General features: G+C 35.0%; 17 protein-coding genes. 8 read left to right on the top strand and 9 right to left on the bottom strand.

All coding sequences use genetic code 11. The annotated features are described in order from the left end of the window. Nucleotides 1-42 precede the first annotated feature (42 nt). Nucleotides 43-1,902 (top strand): PAS domain-containing protein, encoded by a 1,860-nt coding sequence (locus B9Y84_RS03950; RefSeq protein WP_085515784.1) that lies wholly within the window; start codon nt 43-45, stop codon nt 1,900-1,902. On the opposite strand, the gene B9Y84_RS03945 is transcribed toward B9Y84_RS03950, so the two are convergent. Both B9Y84_RS03945 and B9Y84_RS03940 read right to left on the bottom strand, forming a co-directional pair. After that, nucleotides 1,899-3,086, bottom strand: a complete 1,188-nt coding sequence (locus B9Y84_RS03945; protein ID WP_085515783.1) for an acyloxyacyl hydrolase — start codon at nt 3,084-3,086, stop codon at nt 1,899-1,901. The genes B9Y84_RS03950 and B9Y84_RS03945 overlap by 4 nt on opposite strands. Nucleotides 3,087-3,095: 9 nt before the next feature. Beyond that, nucleotides 3,096-4,028 (bottom strand): coiled-coil domain-containing protein, encoded by a 933-nt coding sequence (locus tag B9Y84_RS03940; protein WP_085515782.1) that lies wholly within the window; start codon nt 4,026-4,028, stop codon nt 3,096-3,098. 116 nt (nt 4,029-4,144) lie between these two features. Between B9Y84_RS03940 and B9Y84_RS03935 the strand changes: the two genes are divergently transcribed. Continuing rightward, nucleotides 4,145-4,738: a methyltransferase domain-containing protein gene (locus tag B9Y84_RS03935; RefSeq protein WP_085515781.1), complete on the top strand. Its 594-nt coding sequence runs from the start codon at nt 4,145-4,147 to the stop codon at nt 4,736-4,738. Here the strand turns inward: B9Y84_RS03935 and B9Y84_RS03930 are convergent. Both B9Y84_RS03930 and apaG read right to left on the bottom strand, forming a co-directional pair. Continuing rightward, nucleotides 4,727-5,506 (bottom strand): O-methyltransferase, encoded by a 780-nt coding sequence (locus B9Y84_RS03930; RefSeq protein ID WP_085515780.1) that lies wholly within the window; start codon nt 5,504-5,506, stop codon nt 4,727-4,729. The genes B9Y84_RS03935 and B9Y84_RS03930 overlap by 12 nt on opposite strands. A 99-nt stretch (nt 5,507-5,605) precedes the next feature. Then, nucleotides 5,606-5,992, bottom strand: coding sequence for a Co2+/Mg2+ efflux protein ApaG (gene apaG, locus B9Y84_RS03925; RefSeq protein ID WP_085515779.1), 387 nt, complete (start codon nt 5,990-5,992; stop codon nt 5,606-5,608). 117 nt (nt 5,993-6,109) lie between these two features. Between apaG and ung the strand changes: the two genes are divergently transcribed. Continuing rightward, nucleotides 6,110-6,772: a uracil-DNA glycosylase gene (gene ung / locus B9Y84_RS03920; protein ID WP_085515778.1), complete on the top strand. Its 663-nt coding sequence runs from the start codon at nt 6,110-6,112 to the stop codon at nt 6,770-6,772. A gap of 8 nt (nt 6,773-6,780) precedes the next feature. Here the strand turns inward: ung and B9Y84_RS03915 are convergent, their stop codons facing one another. Further along, a complete protein-coding gene (locus B9Y84_RS03915; RefSeq protein ID WP_085515777.1) occupies nt 6,781-8,226 on the bottom strand; it encodes a leucine-rich repeat domain-containing protein in 1,446 nt (481 codons plus the stop codon). Nucleotides 8,227-8,390: 164 nt separating this feature from the next. Between B9Y84_RS03915 and gyrB the strand changes: the two genes are divergently transcribed. The 3 genes from gyrB (at nt 8,391) to B9Y84_RS03900 (ending at nt 12,446) form a co-directional block, all read left to right on the top strand. Further along, on the top strand, nt 8,391-10,352 hold the full coding sequence (gene gyrB, locus B9Y84_RS03910; protein WP_085515776.1) for a DNA topoisomerase (ATP-hydrolyzing) subunit B: 1,962 nt from the start codon (nt 8,391-8,393) through the stop codon (nt 10,350-10,352). Nucleotides 10,353-10,428: 76 nt separating this feature from the next. After that, on the top strand, nt 10,429-11,589 hold the full coding sequence (locus B9Y84_RS03905) for a pyridoxal phosphate-dependent aminotransferase (protein ID WP_085515775.1): 1,161 nt from the start codon (nt 10,429-10,431) through the stop codon (nt 11,587-11,589). Then, nucleotides 11,586-12,446, top strand: coding sequence for a prephenate dehydrogenase (locus tag B9Y84_RS03900; protein ID WP_085515774.1), 861 nt, complete (start codon nt 11,586-11,588; stop codon nt 12,444-12,446). The genes B9Y84_RS03905 and B9Y84_RS03900 overlap by 4 nt, the downstream gene beginning before the upstream one ends. A gap of 49 nt (nt 12,447-12,495) precedes the next feature. On the opposite strand, the gene B9Y84_RS03895 is transcribed toward B9Y84_RS03900, so the two are convergent. After that, a complete protein-coding gene (locus B9Y84_RS03895) occupies nt 12,496-13,188 on the bottom strand; it encodes an SIR2 family NAD-dependent protein deacylase (RefSeq protein WP_085515773.1) in 693 nt (230 codons plus the stop codon). A 77-nt stretch (nt 13,189-13,265) separates the two neighbouring features. Here B9Y84_RS03895 and B9Y84_RS03890 point away from each other — a divergent pair, with 77 nt between their 5' ends. Continuing rightward, nucleotides 13,266-14,213, top strand: a complete 948-nt coding sequence (locus B9Y84_RS03890) for an OmpA/MotB family protein (RefSeq protein WP_085515772.1) — start codon at nt 13,266-13,268, stop codon at nt 14,211-14,213. Between the two features lie 103 nt (nt 14,214-14,316). Here the strand turns inward: B9Y84_RS03890 and B9Y84_RS03885 are convergent, their stop codons facing one another. After that, nucleotides 14,317-15,090: an SOS response-associated peptidase gene (locus B9Y84_RS03885; RefSeq protein ID WP_085515771.1), complete on the bottom strand. Its 774-nt coding sequence runs from the start codon at nt 15,088-15,090 to the stop codon at nt 14,317-14,319. Nucleotides 15,091-15,185: 95 nt separating this feature from the next. On the opposite strand from B9Y84_RS03885, the gene B9Y84_RS03880 reads away from it, so the two are divergent. Then, nucleotides 15,186-16,121, top strand: coding sequence for a mechanosensitive ion channel family protein (locus tag B9Y84_RS03880; RefSeq protein WP_085515770.1), 936 nt, complete (start codon nt 15,186-15,188; stop codon nt 16,119-16,121). 36 nt (nt 16,122-16,157) lie between these two features. On the opposite strand, the gene B9Y84_RS03875 is transcribed toward B9Y84_RS03880, so the two are convergent. After that, nucleotides 16,158-16,586 (bottom strand): response regulator, encoded by a 429-nt coding sequence (locus tag B9Y84_RS03875; RefSeq protein ID WP_085515769.1) that lies wholly within the window; start codon nt 16,584-16,586, stop codon nt 16,158-16,160. A gap of 344 nt (nt 16,587-16,930) precedes the next feature. After that, nucleotides 16,931-18,598, bottom strand: a complete 1,668-nt coding sequence (gene paaN / locus B9Y84_RS03870; protein ID WP_085515768.1) for a phenylacetic acid degradation protein PaaN — start codon at nt 18,596-18,598, stop codon at nt 16,931-16,933. Nucleotides 18,599-18,721 lie beyond the last annotated feature (123 nt).

Genomic DNA, 18,721 nt, shown 5'->3' with positions numbered 1-18,721 from the left:
AATATTGAGTTTTAATAATTCATTAATTAGAGTTGTTCATTTATGAATATTTTTTTACGCTTACAAAATATTGGAGTTGATCGAAACTTTGACGATTACGTAAATTCTAAGATTAGATTAAGTAATGCTGTAGCATTATTTAATATCTTGTTTGTAGCCATTCCTTTTTCAGTCATTTCATTTCTGTATGTTAAAGAATTGATTGCTATTCCGATACTAGGGATTGTATCTATGATTTTAGTGTGGGTTTTCAACAAGATTTCCCTCATATATCTTGCAAGAATATTATCTGCCCTAACTCCCTTGCTATTAGCAGCATTGTTTACTTCAAATCTTTTGAAAGGGAATGAAGAACTGCCTGTAGTCATGTTTTTAATCATGATTGCTTTTTCCATCATACCTTTTTTAGTTTTTGATATAAGAGAGAGAGGGTATTTGATTTTTTCAGTGGTTTTCAATTTTGTTATTTTTGTAGGAGTTGAGTACTTACCTTTTGTTTGGATAGAGAAGGCCGATTTAGATTTTATTACTGAAGGCTTTTTATTTGAGCTTAATTATATTGTGTCAATCGTATTAATTTACACCATAGTTTTTATGCTGGCCTATATAAATTATCGTTCAGAGCTGAAAGGCCAAAGATTGATTGAGAGCAATCAGAAGCAGACCCAAGATCTTCATGAATCTGAAAACGTATTAAAAAAGAATTTAGAAGAAGTTCAGAAAGCGCAGAATGAGGAGAAGAATCGTGCATGGGTAACGGAGGGATTAGGTAGAATTAATAGTTTAACTCGTCAATATGATGATCCTGCTGCCTTGTCAAAAGAAGTAATTAGTGAGATTGTGAAATATGTGGATGCCAGCCAAGGAGCTATTTATTTAGTGGAAAGAGATGAAGGAGAAGAAGAGACGTTTATGGAAATGAAAGCTGCTTTTGCTTTTGGTAGAAGAAAAGGGGTGAAAGATAGGGTAAAGGTTGGCGAAGGCTTGATTGGCCAATGCTACCTTGAAAAGGATATGATCTTTCTGACGGAAGTGCCTGATGATTTTGTGAAAATTAAGAGTGGCTTAGGTGATGCACCACCAAAAAACATAGTTATTATGCCTCTAATGACGAATGAGAAAATTGAAGGCATCCTTGAAGTCGCTTCTTTTCAAGTGCTTCCTGATTACAAAGTAGATTACCTTAAGAAATTAGGCGAAAGCCTTGCTACTTCTTTTAGCATGAATAAGATTAATGCTAATACCAAAAAGTTATTGGAGTTATCGCAAGAGCAGGAAGAACAGATGCGTTCTCAAGCAGAAGAATTACATCAGAATATGGAAGAATTGCAGGCGACTCAAGAGGAAATGCAGCGCAAAAATAAAGAAACGGAAGAGCAAAATCAGCAACTGCAGCAACAAGAAGAGGAGCTTCGTCAGAATATGGAAGAATTGAGTGCACAGTCTGATGAGATGGAAAAACAGATGAAGGAGATGGAAAAAATTCAAGCTGAAATGAAAGCTAGGGAGGATATTTTGAATGAATCCACCATTATCTCAGAAGCGGACTTATTTGGAACTATAACTTATGTAAACGATAAACTGATTGAAGTAGCTAAGTACAGCAGGGAAGAAATGCTAGGTGAGCCTCATAGCTTATTTCGCCACCCTGATATGCCTTCACAAATTTATAAATTAATGTGGGATACTATTAAATCTGGAAAGGTGTTCAGAGGAACAGTGAAAAATAAAGCTAAAGATGGTTCTGTCTATTGGGTTGATGCAGTGATTTCACCAGTTTTTGATGCTGATGGCAAACCTAAGAAATACATTGGGGTTAGATATGTGATTGAGCAAGAAAAAGTAGCTCAAAAATTATTTGATCAGCAATTAGAAAGGCTAGGGTTGATGAGGGGAAATTAAAAATTGTAAACGTATCCTAAGCTGGCCTCTGAGAAGTCTGCTTGGCCGAAGTTTGCATTAATATGAGCTGATATATATATATTGTGCTTGGGTTCTTTTGCAGTATTGATTAAATACAATTTCAAGCCCATTCTGCTTGGGAATAATTTCTTTAAAGTGTATTTGATACTTTCTGTATTTTCAAATTCTTTAGCAAAGTGATAATAAAAAGGTTTTGAAATGTTAATTCCACCCTCAATCGAAATCCCTACATGGTAGATTAAATATTCAACTCCCATTAAGAAGAAAAAATTGTTGGGATGTATGTTAAGTGTTTGCAATTCAATACTATTCTTAATTGAGTCAGCAAAATGTTGGTAGTGTCGATTGCCAAATCCTGCATACCATCTAAAGTGTTTTTTAAAAATAAAACCAAAAGCAAGACTTTGACTAAATACAAGTTTTTTTTCCCCACCAATAGGAGAGGTGGTGCTCCCGAATTCATGAAGCCCCACTCCAGCTCTAGCCTTTATAAATGGAACTTGGCTCTTTTCTATATTTTGATTTGAAGCTACTGATACATTCAGTTCCTGAGGAATTATTGAAACTGAAATGATAGCAGAATTGAGTCCGTAGTTTGGTAGTTGTGTATGACCGTTGGAGGAATGTCGGTATCCAAATCCAACTCGTAAATCACGAACCTTTGAAATGTGAAACGAACGATAATACATCCACTGGAAAGACCAATTTAAGTGACTACCAATTGATAAATTATCCGAGTTTTGTTTGTAAGTTTTAGTGTGGTAGGTGGGACCAATCCCCCATTGGAATAGTCCTTTATTCATTTTTAATCCCAAAATAGGCATTAAATTTATTTCATTACCATATACGCTTGGATTCCCAAGTCTGTAGAGACCTGCTTGAATACCTAGTAGTGGGTAATTATAATAGCGATTAGTCTGAGTTTCTGCTAAGCAATTCTTATAATAGGTTAAAGAAGCACCTGATTTAACTCCAAAAGTAGGGGAATTTAAATAATTGGGTACTATCGAACCAATAGATATTTCTGGAATCAAAAATTGGTCATCTCCCTGACTATTTGATTTAAAATGGAGGGTGATGAGGATTAATATCAATAAATATTTGATCCAGGAAAACCTGTAGCTAAATTTCTTTAACGCTAAATTAAGGTGCTCTGCTTTCAATAGAACGGTTTAATTCACTACAAACTTTTCCTTACCAATTAAATAGTCATCGGCATAAAGCTCTAATTGATAAACTCCCTCTTTATACTCTTCTCCTCTATCGTAAATAAAAGAAAGTTGCTGTTGGGTATTGTCGAAAAGTATTTCTTGCTTGGCAGTATAAAACATTTCTTTTCCACTAATCATGAATGAACCTGAGCCTGTCGCCACATCGAATAAGGCATTACCCAACGGATTAATGACCCTTAAAATAATATCTTTTCCTTCAGGTTGAGCTACACTATTTTCGGCTAAATTGAATTGAATTTTGAGTTTTTCAATATGTCTTGGTTTGTACTCTTTGTCATCTCTTTCACGACCTCTAGCATTAATAGCAATAATTTTGATGTTCTCCGCTTTTAACCTAGATGCCATTTCTACCTTATCCTCTAGTACTTCACGATTATTTTTCAATCTAGAAATGCTGTCATTTAGTACGTTTTTCTCTGATTTTAAATTTGTATTTTCAGAAAGTAACTCCTTGTTGATGGCCTCTAACTTTTTGATTTTTTCGTCTTGAAGATTTAGAAGCTCTTCATATCCACCTACTTTATCTTTATAACGTTCTATTTGACTTGCTGCCCAATTATTAGATTTTTTTAAATCTTCTTTCTCAGATTCTAAATTTTTTCTAATAAGTTGAAGTTCTGTGATATCTCCGCCTAGTGATTCAATTTCAGCAATTTTTAAGTCTAATTGAGTACTAATGCTATCAAGCTCACCATATGTTTGCTCTAAATTTTGCTGTAGCCGGTCATTCTCTTTTTCTGAATCGAGATAGAATTTGATGCCAATTACCGCTGCAATTACTACCAAAAATAGAATGATGATAATTTTTTTATTAGAGTTTTTGTTCTCTTTCTCTAAGTAGCTGTAATTTGATTTTTTTGATTCCTCTGACATAATAGGTCCAACTTTTTAATAAGTTTGCTGATGAATAACTAGATTTATACTACAAATAGTATATTTTCTTCGTTAAAAACAAACTGCAAATTTAAACAAAAATTATATTTTACCGCATGGAGTTAAATGAATCTTACTGGACTGCACGATATATTAATAACCAACTCGGTTGGGATATAGGTTATCCGTCACCTGCAATCACTCATTTTATGGATCAAGTAGAAGATAAGAAGTCAAAAATACTTATTCCAGGGTGCGGAAATGCTTACGAAGCAGCTTATTTATGGGAAAACGGATTCATGAATGTTTTCTTAGTGGATTTGTCTCCAAAGCCACTTCAAGAATTTTCAAAAAAATATCCTGAATTTCCAAAAAGTCAATTAGTGAATAAAGATTTTTTTGAGATTGAAGGGAAATTTGACTTTATTATCGAACAGACGTTTTTTTGTGCCATCAATCCAGAGATGAGAAAAAAATATGCAAAGAAGATGGTTCAGTTATTAAAGCCAGATGGCTGTTTGGTTGGCTTGCTGTTTAATATTTCACTTTTTTCAGATCATCCGCCTTTTGGTGGTGATCAGCAGGAATACGAGCAGCTCTTTTCAGAATACTTCGAAATTATTAAAATGGAAACTGCCTATAATTCGATTCCTGAAAGAATGGGCAATGAACTATTTATTAAGATGAATCCTAAAAAGTCAAAATTCTAAAATGTAATGCTGCTTTTTAAAATCAGGATTGAAGAACAAAAGTCCTGCATCAAATAAGTCAATACTAGAACTTACTTCATCCCGCTTCTTCAGCTCTTCCCAAGCTTTCTTCATTCCTGATGACCAGTGAATATCATCCATAACATAAATTGAATTTTTTGTAATGTAAGGTAAAATGATATTAAAATACTCAATACTAGCTGCATAGGTATGGTTTGCATCGGCATAAACTAAATCAATTTTGGGATTTGATTTATGAAGGTATTCAGGGAGTAAGTAAGCGATATCTCCTTTTTGGAAATGTATATTTTTACGATTTGCATTAATCTCTTTCGCTATTTTTAAAGCAGCAGGATCTGCTTCAAAAGTGGTGATCTGGCAATCTGTCTTGGCGGTAGCTAAATAGGCCGTATTAATCCCTAAACTAGTCCCCAGTTCTATTACTTGTTTGCATTTAAAGCCTTTGACTAATAGAGATAATAACTGTGAGAATTTGGGACTAGATAAGCTATATCTAGCAACTGATTTTATTTTTCTTCGATGTGAATTATTTACTTTCGATCCAGCACCCAAATCAAATATTTCGATTTTAGAATGATCGTTTAGTAATCGTTTTCTGCTATTTTCTATAATATCCCATTGATTTGAAGACGATTTCCTTTTGATGTACTCCAGATAGAATTGATAAAAAAAAGAAGATTGCAGAGAATGTTCGTCCGTCTTTAAATGATAGTAAAGAATATACTCTTTTATTAAAAAGAAATTCAATGGCTTTAAGTTCTAATTGAAATTACCTAGAAAAAGTGAAGACAAATTTTGAGATTTGCTATATACATCTACTTCATATGACAATATTAAATCTTATTATCAATTAAGTTTGTAAGGTACAATCATATTAAATTCGGGAATTCTAACTTCAAGTAACTGTCCATCCAACATTCTTTCCATAAAGTAATACCCATGCATTTTTCCGTATGGAGATTTTAAATTACAACCAGAAACGTAAGTATGCTTTTGGCCAGGTTCTAATATTGGCTGTTGCCCTATGACCCCTTCACCTTCTACTTCTTTTATTTCGAAACCAGCATCGTGAATAAACCATTGTCTCCTTAGCAATTGTACTGTCTGGTCACTTTTGTTTTCGATAATAACTTTATACGTAAAAACATAATGGAATTGAACAGGACTGCTGTACTCCGGCTGGAATTCTGTCTGTACACTAACGTGTATCCCTTTTGTGATTGACTGAACCATAATGTAAATATAAACAATTCAACGAATCGAGTGCGTAAATAGTTTATTCATTTATTACATTTAACTAAAACTATTAGATTTTTATTACTTTTTATAATTTTGAATAAATTGAGATCTATGGATGTGAAAATCGAAAAGAGCTGGAAAGGTAAACTGTCCCATGAATTTGAAAAGGATTATTTTAGTAGCTTAACAAGCTTTGTGAAATCCGAATTTCAAAGCAAAACCATTTATCCTCCTGCAAAAGAAATATTCAGGGCTTTTGATGCATGTCCTTTTAATGAGGTCAAAGTCGTGATTTTGGGGCAAGATCCTTATCATGGTGCTGGCCAAGCAAATGGTTTATGCTTTTCTGTGCATCCAGGTGTGCCAATGCCACCATCACTGGTGAATATTTTCAAGGAGCGTAAATCAGACCTAGGTAAACAAATGCCTCCGAATGGAGACTTAACAGTATGGGCGAAACAAGGAGTGCTACTATTGAATGCTACGCTCACTGTTGCAGCTAAATCCCCTGGCTCTCATCAAAAGAAGGGATGGGAGGAATTTACTGATGCAGTTATTCAAAAACTCTCTAACGACAAAGAAGACTTGGTTTTTATTTTATGGGGCGCATATGCTCAAAAGAAAGGAATTGTCATTGACCGAAATAAGCATTTTGTCATTGAAAGCGCACATCCTTCACCATTTGCTGCACATAGAGGTTTTTACGGGTCGAAGCCCTTTAGCAGATGTAATGAATTCTTAACGGCTCAAAATAAAGATCCTATCGATTGGTAATTACTAGCTTACTGTTTTTGATCTAGTTCAATGCTTATTTTAACTCCTTTTTTCTGTAAAGTTTCAAGAGTTGTTTTCAATTCTTCAGCCTCTTCTTTATTAGATGCTTCGAATGTAATTCCACGCATCCATAAGTATTTCAGATTATCTAAATGGACTAATTCTTTCGGAAAAGTGTGAATGTCGTTATGAGATAAATCAAGATCTTCTAATTTTCTGTAGTTCAAAATAAACTCAGGAAAGCCTTGAAAATAATTATTGTGTATGTGAAAATCCGTGATTTGTTTCAAATTGGCAATGCTTTCGGGTAAATAGGAAATTCTATTGTGGTGAATATAAAACTCTTTTAAGGATTTTAATTGACCAATGCTTTCAGGTATGCTATAGAATCGATTATGAGCCACATAAAATTTCTCTAAATCTTTTAAGTTACCCAATTCCTCTGGAAGTTTTTCGATTCTATTGTAGTATAAGTCAAGTTCTCTTAAGTCTTTCAGCTTAAAAATAAAGGGTGGGATACTGTCTAAATCATTCCTATAAAATGAGAGCACTTCCAATTTCTTTAAACTTGCGAAGGCAGGATGAATCCCCTCACTTTTAATGTCATTTTCAGCAAATTGTAATTCTACTAGATCTTTTAAAAAGCCTATTTCTTTAGGAATAGCTGTTAAATTATTGAAGGATAGCACTAAATATTTTAAATTATGTACAGTATCCTCAGCTAAATTACTTAAGTCAATATTATTACGCGACAAATTGAGATGCTCTAAATTTTGAAGCTTTTCAAGATGAAATTTAGTATCTTGTCGGAAGTCATTTCTTGCAAGGTCTATCTCCTTAACATTTTTTAGTTTATGTAAATTTGTTGGAAGAGGAGAGAAGGGGCTATCTCTGTAAACCATCTCTTCAACACTGGTGTTTTTCTTGAATTTAATACTTTTGTTTGGTGCATGATTATAAATCCTTAAAGTCATCAAACTATCCAATCCAAAAATTGACCAGTTTAATAACCAGGGAATTTTTTTAACGGAAGTATTTACCAACTCAATCTCTTGTAGGTTTTTACATTTCAATAGTTTAAAAATAGGCAGTCTTTTTAAATCTCTTCCTTCAAAAGAAATGTGGGTAATGGTATCAAACTCATTAGTTATATCTAAATCATGGCCTTTAGTATATTCTTCACTTGGTTTTCGAATTTCGTAATCAAACTTTTTAATCTCCTTCATTAGTTTATAGGCGGAATCAAAACTAATGTAATTATCAGAATTCTGATAACTACTATCTACTATCGTTCTTTTCAAAATACCATTCTCTACAGTTACTTTATAACCGCCTGACATAATCATGCTGTAATGATGATAATCAATAGAATCTTGTTTGTTATAGAATTTTTGGGCCACAGTAAGATGGCAAAATATGGGTATACTTATTATTAGAAATGTCAGTTTTTTCATATAGAAATCATTTTAAAACTAAATATATAGTATTAAGTTTATAGTGACAAATTTTGATTTAGATTCTTTCAAGAAGGGGTAAAGCTAAAAAGTGGAAAAAACACATAATAAAGCTATCAAAATCCATTAAAATAACCTATTTTTGACCTTTTGGTAAAAACACTATGAGTACAGAAAAAGATAATAAGAACAAGGAATATTCAGCCGGTAATATTACCGTATTAGAAGGTTTAGAAGCGGTAAGGAAAAGACCAGCCATGTATATTGGTGATGTTGGGATTAAAGGACTTCACCATATGATTTGGGAAGTGGTGGATAACTCCATTGATGAAGCTATGGCAGGTCATTGTACAACAATCGCTGTGGAAATTAATGAAGATAACTCCATTACAGTAATGGATGACGGTCGTGGTATCCCCGTTGATATCCATGAAAAGGAAGGCCGTTCTGCTTTGGAAGTGGTTATGACAGTGCTTCACGCAGGTGGTAAATTTGATAAAGATTCTTATAAAGTTTCAGGTGGTCTTCACGGTGTAGGGGTTTCGTGTGTAAATGCCTTATCTTCAATGTTGAGAGCGACTGTTTATAGTCGCGATGGAAAAATCTATGAGCAAGAATACTCTGAAGGATTTCCGAAAGCGCCAGTAAAGCCTGTTGGTGAAACCGACATAACAGGAACCAAAATTCAGTTTAAGCCAGATGAGACTATTTTCGCTGAGTCAGTATTTAAATACGAAACCGTAGCTTCTCGTTTGAGAGAATTGGCTTATTTAAATGCCGGTATAAAGATAAAATTACAAGATCATAGAGAGAAAGACGAAGAAGGAAACTCCAAGGAGGAAGACTTTTTCTCAGAAGGAGGTTTGTTGGAGTTTGTACAGTACTTGGATGTAAGTAGGGAGAAGTTAATTCCTGAACCTATTTACATGGAAGGAGAAAAAAATAATGTCCCTGTTCAAGTAGCCTTAAATTACAACACTTCTTACAGTGAAAATGTGGTTTCTTATGTAAACAATATTAACACAATTGAGGGTGGTACTCACGTCTCAGGTTTTAGAAGAGCTTTGACCAGAACGCTAAAAAGTTATGCAGATAAGTCTGGGCTTTTAGAAAAGCAAAAAATTGAAATTACAGGGGATGATTTTCGCGAGGGACTAACAGCAATTATCTCTGTAAAAGTTGCTGAACCTCAATTTGAGGGTCAAACTAAAACTAAATTAGGTAATTCAGATGTGATGGGAGCAGTAGAAAGCTGCGTTTCTGAAACCTTACAGTATTTCTTAGAAGAAAATCCAAAAGCGGCCAAAACCATTGTTCAAAAGGTGATTTTAGCTGCCCAAGCACGTAATGCTGCTAAGAAAGCTCGTGAAATGGTTCAACGGAAAAACGTAATGTCTGGTAGTGGTTTACCAGGTAAACTGGCGGATTGTTCCGAAAAAGACCCTGCCTTATGTGAAATATATCTTGTTGAGGGAGATTCAGCAGGTGGATCTGCTAAACAAGGTCGTGATCGAAATTTCCAGGCTATTTTGCCTTTGAAAGGTAAAATTTTGAATGTAGAGAAGGCGCAAGAGCATAAGATTTATGATAATGATGAAATCAAGAATATTCTTACGGCCTTGGGTGTTCGTTTTGGAACTGAAGATGATGAAAAAGCATTAAATCTTGATAAATTAAGATACCATAAAATAGTGATTATGACCGATGCTGATGTGGATGGGTCCCACATTCGTACGCTAATTTTAACACTTTTCTTCCGATATATGCGAGAGCTAATCGATATGGGGTATGTTTATATCGCTCAACCTCCTTTATACTTAATTAAAAGAGGTAAAACAGAACGATATGTATTTACTGAAGATGAGAGAGTAGAAGTAGTGAAGGAGATTTCTCCAGATGGTACGGAAGGTGCAGTTCACTTGCAGAGATACAAAGGTTTGGGTGAAATGAATCCTGAGCAATTGTGGAATACTACTATGGATCCACAAACTAGAAAAATGAAACAGGTTTCTGTTGAGTCCGCTGCTGAAGCAGATCACTTATTTAGCATGTTGATGGGGGATGAAGTGCCTCCTAGAAGAGATTTTATAGAGAAAAATGCAAAATACGCAAAGATCGATATTTAAACTTTTGTCGTAAAATATTATTATTAAAGCCTGAGCAAATTTGTTCAGGCTTTTTTGTTTATCGTAAATTGGAGGCATGATTGAAACTGCAGATAGAATTATTGAGATCAAGGAATACTACTTTAGTAAAAAACTGGAAGAGGTAAAAAGTCTAGATAATTCTGATTTTCCTATTATAAATTTGGGTATTGGTAGCCCAGACTTAGCACCCCATGATAAAGTAATTCAGGCTTTAAAAACTTATGCTTCTAAGCCAGATCTGCATGCTTATCAATCATATAGAGGCATTCCTGAATTAAGAAATGCAATTGCGGATTATTATTCGCAGTATTTTGAAGTTAAATTAGATGCTAACCGTGAAATTCTTCCCTTGGTCGGTTCAAAAGAAGGGATTATGCATATCACTCAAGCATTTGTTAATCCTGGTGATGAGGTCTTCATTCCAAATCCTGGATATCCCACTTATGCAGCTGTTACCAAATTGGCTCAAGCTAAAATCAGATTTTACGATCTCAAAGAAGAAAATAATTGGCAGTTGGATATTGAATCTCTGGAAAAGATGGACTTAAGTAGAGTAAAATTATTTTGGCTTAATTCTCCTCATATGCCGACTGGTGTGCAATATGCAACCGAAGATCTTCATAAATTGGTTGGGTTAGCTGAAAAGTATCAATTTCTTATTATAAATGATAATCCCTATTCAATGATTTTAAATATGCATTATCAAAGCATTTTATCTATTGAGGGAGCTTCTGAAGTGGCGATTGAGCTAAATTCATTAAGTAAATCTCATAATATGGCTGGTTGGAGGCTAGGCTGGTGTTCTGGAAGAGCTGAATTTATCAATGCCATTGTTAAGGTAAAAAGCAATATGGATAGTGGTATGTTTAAGCCATTACAGTTAGCTGCTGCAGAAGCTCTTAAACTAGGGAGTGATTGGTTTGAAAACCTTAATAGTGTATACAAACAAAGAAGAGTTTTAGCTGAGAAGGTGCTTCAGAAACTGGGTTGTTCTTTTGATGCAAACCAACAGGGGTTATTTATATGGGCTAAATTGCCTTCTAATATTTCTGACTGTGAAAAATGGGTGGATCATTTATTATACGAATATCACCTCTTTCTTAGTCCTGGTTTTATTTTTGGTACGCAAGGTCAGGACTATGTAAGGATATCTTTATGCGCAAAGGAGGAGCAGTTTGAGATTGCATTAAACCGACTTGAAACTTATCAATCATGAAAAAAAATATAAATAGCCTGAGTATTTTTGGTTTAGGATTAATAGGAGGGAGCTTTGCATTGTCCATAAAGCATCAGTTTCCTGAGATCACAATTTATGGGGTAGACCAGAACTCAGATCATACACAAAAAGCACTGGAGTTAAAGTTGGTTGATGAGATAAAATTAGCCGATAGTTTAGAAGTTAAGCAGTCTGATCTAGTAATTCTTGCCATTCCAGTTAATGCAATTCACAATATGCTTCCTGCGCTTTTAACAAGAATCTCAAACAACACGGTGATTATAGATACAGGGTCTACGAAGGGCACTATTTGTCATCAGGTTAGGAATCATCCAAAAAGAGCTCAATTTGTAGCAGCGCACCCAATAGCTGGAACAGAATATTCAGGGCCTGAAGCTGCATTTCCTAAACTTTTTGCGGGAAAGAACAATATTATCTGTGAATTTGAACTAAGTCATAGAGCTGCTCAAGACTGCGCTCAATGGCTATTCAATTTAGTTGGGATGACTAATGTTTATATGGATGCAGAAAACCATGATAAGCATTTGGCCTACGTTTCGCATCTTTCGCATATCAGCTCTTTTATGTTGGGTTTAACGGTTTTGAATATCGAAAAGGACGAGGAAAGCATTTTTAATCTTGCAGGAAGTGGTTTTGAAAGTACAGTTCGGTTAGCTAGAAGTTCACCCGAGATGTGGGCACCTATTTTTCTGCAGAATAAAAAGTATCTCAATAATGCTTTAAAGGAATACATTTCCCAATTGACACATTTCCAGACAAAATTAGAGGCTGGAAATGATGAAGAGCTAAGCAAGCTAATGCATCAAGCCAATAAGATTAGCAAGGTGCTAGACTAAGCAATTTTTATCTAAATCTATTCATTAGATAAGCCTGAGTTTCTTGATATTAACTTTCAGATTTCAGCCTTCTACTTATTTCCTTCATTCCTTCCACTGCGCTCTTGGGAATTGCTGTGATTTGATTACTTCCATAGTATTCCGGAGTGCTAGGGTCTATTACATATATGGGTACCCTATGGCCAACTTGGTGAATTAATCCTGCAGCAGGGTATACTTGCAAAGATGTGCCGACCACTAATAAAATGTCCGCATCTGCAGTAATTTTTGCAGCAGGTTCGATCATGGGCACCATTTCACCAAACCACACTATGTGAGGCCGTAATTGGGAACCTTTTTCGCATAAATCTCCTACTTTTATTTCCAAGTCTTCTAGTTCATAAACAAGATTCTCATCGACACTGCTCCTGGCTTTTTTTATTTCACCATGTAAATGAAGAACTTTGGATGAACCCCCTCTTTCATGTAGATCATCTATATTTTGGGTGATAATTTCGACATCGTAATAGTATTCCAATTCCGCTAGCATCTTATGTGCTTCATTTGGTTCAGCCTCTACAACTGCTTTTCTTCTTTTATTGTAAAAATCTAGAACCAAGGCCTGATTCATTTTCCATCCTTGGGGAGAAGCAACTTCTGTTACATCATGTCCTTCCCACAAGCCATCTGCACCTCGAAAGGTTGGTATCCCACTTTCTGCACTTATTCCGGCCCCTGTTAAAACCACTAATTTCTTTTTCATAACTTTATATTTTGCATTGAGACAATCAATAGTTGATTAGTTTCGTTACAGACTTCAATATAATAAAACATTAAAAAATGATAGTAAGAACAATTTTTATTGCTTTAGTAATTTTTAGCAGTGCTGCTTGCGTTACCCAGAAGAAATATGATGAGCTCTTAGCTGAAAAAGTAAAACTCGATGCTGAGAAAATGGCTTTAGAGGATGAAGTTCAAATGAAAGTTAATGCAATAGAATCCTTAGAAGCGGAACTTACGGAAGAAAAGGAGAAACTTGGTCAAGTAAGACAGGCATATCAAAATTCTCAAAACAGTCTGGACTCTTTAAAACAGCAATATACGACTTTAAACGACTATTATGATAAATTAATGAGTAGCAGCGGGAAACTTAACAAAGACTTAGCGAATAAAGAAAAGCAACTATTGCAAATGGAAGCCGATTTGGAAATTTCCAAGCAAAGGAATGATGAGCTAGCCGCTAATCTGGCCGAACGAGAAGAGCGAGTTGCTGAGTTGGAAAAGGTACTAGCGGATAAAGAAGCTGCTGTAAATGCTTTGAAGCAAAAAGTGAGCGAAGCTTTACTAAATTTTAAAGAAAACGATTTAACAGTGGAAGTGAAGAATGGAAAAGTTTATGTTTCATTGGCAGAGCAGCTTTTATTTAATTCAGGAAGTACAGTTGTAGATGCGAAAGGAGTGGAGGCTTTAAAGAAGTTAGCTCAAGTTTTAAAAGATAATAAAGATGTAAATATCGTAGTGGAAGGACATACAGATGATGTGCCAATTTCAGGTAATAATCGCTATTTAAAAGATAATTGGGACCTGAGTGTCTTGAGAGCTACTTCCATTGTGAGGATTTTAACAAATAATGGAGCATCACCCGAAAGAGTAACTGCAGCGGGCAAAGGTGAGTTTTCTCCTAAATCGACCAACGAAAATGCAGAGGGACGAAAGGAGAATCGAAGAACGGAAATCATCCTCACTCCTAAATTGGATGAGTTATTCCAAATTCTAGAAACAAATTAGATTTGATCAAGTACATAGTAGGAATCTAGAATCGACCAAAGGATAATGGATTCCTATTATGGTACATTGATTTAATCCCAATCCAATTTTAGAGTCTTCACATTTAGAATAAACCCAATTGTTGACCATATTCATGTTTTTCTAATAAGGCAGCAGATTGTGATTTGTTTTTTCTTCCTCTAATAGGTTTTACGGGCCAAGCGTTCATCAGATTTTCGTCAAAAGGTTGGATTAACGCTTTTACTTGTTCTTCGCTAATTTTATCTTTCATATCTAACAACCATTCTGATTCTAGTTCCTGATGAAGAATTAAAGGCATTCTAGGTTCTTTTAGTTTCGGATTATTGTGAATTTCTGCCATAAGAGAATTAGCCGTTGTGGTCACTACACTTACCGTTGAAATTTTTTGTCCATCATCCGGATTCTCCCACTCTTCCCAAATCCCTGCTAAACTGATAGGGGATTGATCTTTTAAGCTGATGTAGTATGGGATTAATTGCTTTTTCTGATGCTGATGCTCAAAAAATCCATCTACCATAATGATGCATCTCCTATCAGCAGCAGCTTTCCTGAATGCCGGTTTTTCAAAAATGCTTTCGCCTCGAGCATTTATCGTTTTATTTTGAATATCCTCAGCTTGTTCTGAGTCTTTCGTCCAAAATGGTATCAATCCCCACTGAAATAGCGTGAATTCATCTGGGTTTTTATTTGTGATCACTGCCAGTTTGGGATGATCAAAACCAGTAGTATGAAAAATGGGTTGTACAGGTTCTCCTTTCTCATTGAAAAGGTTTTCTAAAGCACTCATATTCTTGTCAGGATGGCGCTGAGTGTATTTTTTTTTCTTTTGAATAAAAGAGCTTATATCATAGCACATTTGCTAATGATAGGGAAATATTTTGGTTTTAGGGAAATATTTGAGAACTTAATCGCACATTATTTTAAAATAGGAGAATATCAAATTGATAAAAAATGCAAGAGAGAAAGCTAGATTCTGTGAAAAGTGAGATCAGTGAACCATTACAAGTTATTACAGAAAAGATAAATACTTGGTTTGATGTCTTTGTTGATATGATTCCTAATATGCTACTTTCGGTTGTATTACTCATAGTATTCATTGTTATTGCAAAGCTGATAAAAAAAGTGTTTGTCAAGGTGTTTCGCAAATCATCAGACAATAAAGCGCTTGAGAATCTCTTTTCAACTATTATTTATTATGCCATGCTTGGCATTGGCCTATTTATCATACTAGACATTCTTAACCTGGACAAGGCAGTTACCTCTTTACTGGCCGGAGTTGGAGTAGTAGGATTAGCCCTCGGTTTTGCATTTCAAGATATTGCCGCGAATTTTGTTTCAGGAGTAATCTTAGCTTTCAGAAAACCCTTTTTGATAGATGATGTCATCCAGCTAGGAGATTTGATGGGAGAAGTGACTCGAACAAATCTAAGAGTGACTGTTATTAAAACTTTTCAAGGGCAGGAAGTATATGTACCTAACAAAGATGTGCTATCCAATCCTATCACAAATTACTCAGTTTTAAAACAAAGGAGGATTGATTTGGCTGTTGGTGTATCGTATGGAGATAATTTACAGAAAGTGAAGGAATTAGTTCTGAATACCCTGCACAATTTGGAAGGAGTGATTCGAAAGGAGGATATGATATTTACCTACTCTGAGTTTGGCAGTAGTTCAATTAATTTTGAAATTAAATTTTGGATCGACTACCCGACTAATCCAAGTTTTTTAGAGATGCGTTCTAAAGCTATCATGGCTATTAAAGATGCATTTGATGAGGCGGATATTACTATTCCTTTCCCAATCAGAACACTGGATTTTGGCATAAAGGGAGGAGAGAAATTATCGGAAATGAGTATAGAGCCTTCTAATAGCTTAGGTAGTAAATAGACCTAGATTAGTTTAGATAAATGTAAATTCAAGTTCTTAAGGGGTTACAAGACTTTCCTGCAATTCGACCGCTTTTTTACCTTCTTTTAGAAAGGTTTTTAAGGCAGGGATATCTAAAGGCTTCTCCATATAGTAATCGGCACCGTTTTTCAGGGCAAATTCTTTGTCATATTGACAAGTTGATGAGGTTAAAATAACCACAGGGATATCGCATATTTCAGGATTTTCCTTCACTTCTACCAAAACTCCAAATCCATTGCCGAAGGGTAAATTTATATCTAGTAATATTAGCTCGGGCTTCTCTATTTGCTGAAAAGGAGCCCATTGATTAACATATGAAATCGCCTCTTCAGCTGTACTGACAATATTTAGTGTTTGTAAAATTCTGCTAGTACTTAAAATTTCTTTTGTTATTAAGATATCCATATCATTATCTTCTACGAGTAAAATGTTAAGGTTTTCCATAATTCATATTATTTGCCCTATTGTAAATAGCGTTAAACAATAATATTGTAGAACTACATTTTTTTAAGTACTCTACTAGTGCTTGGTACTTTTTTAATTTCAATCAAAATAGTAAGATGCTTAACTTTAAAAGCGAGCAACTTTTGATTTCGAATTTGTTCCAGAAAGTTATGGAGAAAGTAAATAGAACACATTAGCGTATTACCTATTTTCAGTTAGGTATTACACTATAATAAAGAGGTGGTATTTTACCCATTACGGTTACGAAGAAGCTTTGAGATAATTTTAGATATAAAAAAACCCAAGCCTTTAGACTCGGGTTTTAGAATTTTGATATTTATAAATTATCCTTCAGCAGGTTCTCTAAAACCTACCCAAGTAAATCTTTTTATCAGATACTCTGGATTAGTGAGAGAAGCATTTCCAGCAGGATTACCGCCAGTTACGTGGAAATCTGAGAAACCAGCATTTTGGTTAACATGAATAGCACCTGTTAGATTAAAACTAACAGAAGTAGCCGCCATTCCCATTTGATCCATTATAAGATTTTTAGTGGTTTCATCTGTAGTGTAAGCAGCACAAGAGATGGCTCCATGGTTTTCAGCTAAGCTAGAAGCTAAATCTACAGATTGATTGGTATCCTTAGTTTTAATTAATAAAACGACTGGCCCAAATAATTCCTTTGTGAATTTATCTTCGTCAGCAGCATTCATTTCAACCACAATAGGCGTAGCAGTTCTTGCTTTTTCAAACATTGGATTTTGAATGCTTCTGCTTTCTAACCAGACTTTTCCGCCCAATTTTTTAGCTTCTTCAGTATGGCTTAAAGTATTGGCATTTTGAATTGCTCCTAATACAAAGGGTCCAGCTTTCGGATTATCTACTAAACCGTTAATGTTTTCTGTTAATTTTTGAGCAAAATCGTCAAAGCTGACTGTCCCATCAGGAGTTTTGATTCCGCCCTCAGGAATAAAGAAGTTTTGAGGGCAAGTACACATTTGACCAGAATATAAACAAACCGAAAAGGCTAAATTCTGAGCCACTTTATCAATGTTTTCCGCAGAATCCAAAATCACTGAATTTACGCCTGTTTTCTCAGTAAATACAATTTTACCTTCTAATCCTTCCAAATAGCTTCCAAAGGCTGAACTTCCAGTGTAATCAATCAATTTGATTGCTTTGTTTTCTGCCAAATCTTTAGTGATCATTTTATCATAAGTGTCAGGGGCTAATTGACAAACATTTGGATCAATTCCATTCTCTTTTAATACTTTTTGTATTTCAGCCACCACAATTGCCATTGGTAGAATTGCGCCCGGATGCGGCTTTACAATACATGGATTTCCAGTGATTAAAGATGCGTATAATCCTGGAACAGAGTTCCAAGTAGGGAAAGTACTGCAACCCACAACTAAGCTCAAACCTTTTGGCATTGGTTTCCAGCTCTTATTTAATTGTACATTGAATTTACCCATTGGCTTATCCCAGAATTTCTTCTCAGGGAATCTTTTCAATTCATCGTATCCAAAAGCAACAGCTTCCATGGCACGGTCTGCAGCATGTGGCCCAGAGGCTTGGAAAGCCATCATATATCCTTGTCCTGTAGTGTGCATGGTAGCGTATGCGTTTTCAAAGAATCTTTCTTTAAATCTGTCCAAACTTTCCACCAAAATAGCAGCTCTATCATCAATAGAAGTATTTCGCCATTGAGTCCATGCTTTTTGAGCTTTATCAATTAAAGTTTCTGCACTAAATGAAGGATATAATATACCTAATGGTTTTTGTAAATAGGGGGATTCTTCCTGACCAACCCAGGCTTCTGGGTCTGTTTGTAGTAGATCCTCAAATTTTTTATCTAAGCTTGCTTTAAATTTATCTTGACCATCTTTGTCGGCAGTTTCTCCGTATATTTTTGGAGACGGGTGTTCAGGGTACTGTGCATAAAACGAGCGGTCATGAACTGCATCTATTGCCTTTTTTAAAGTGTCTTTGTGCTTTTCGTATAAACTCATGGATAATATTTTTAAATTTGCGTTATATTCTCAAAGCCTAAATATACATTTAAGATTTGAAGTGAGAAAATGCTTTTCTGTGAGAGGGAAAGTTTTTAAAAAAACAACACCTTAAAAAATAAT

Source organism: Marivirga sericea, from assembly GCF_900177665.1.
Classification (GTDB): Bacteria; Bacteroidota; Bacteroidia; order Cytophagales; family Cyclobacteriaceae; genus Marivirga; species Marivirga sericea.
This window is presented reverse-complemented; position numbering and strand designations above follow the sequence as displayed.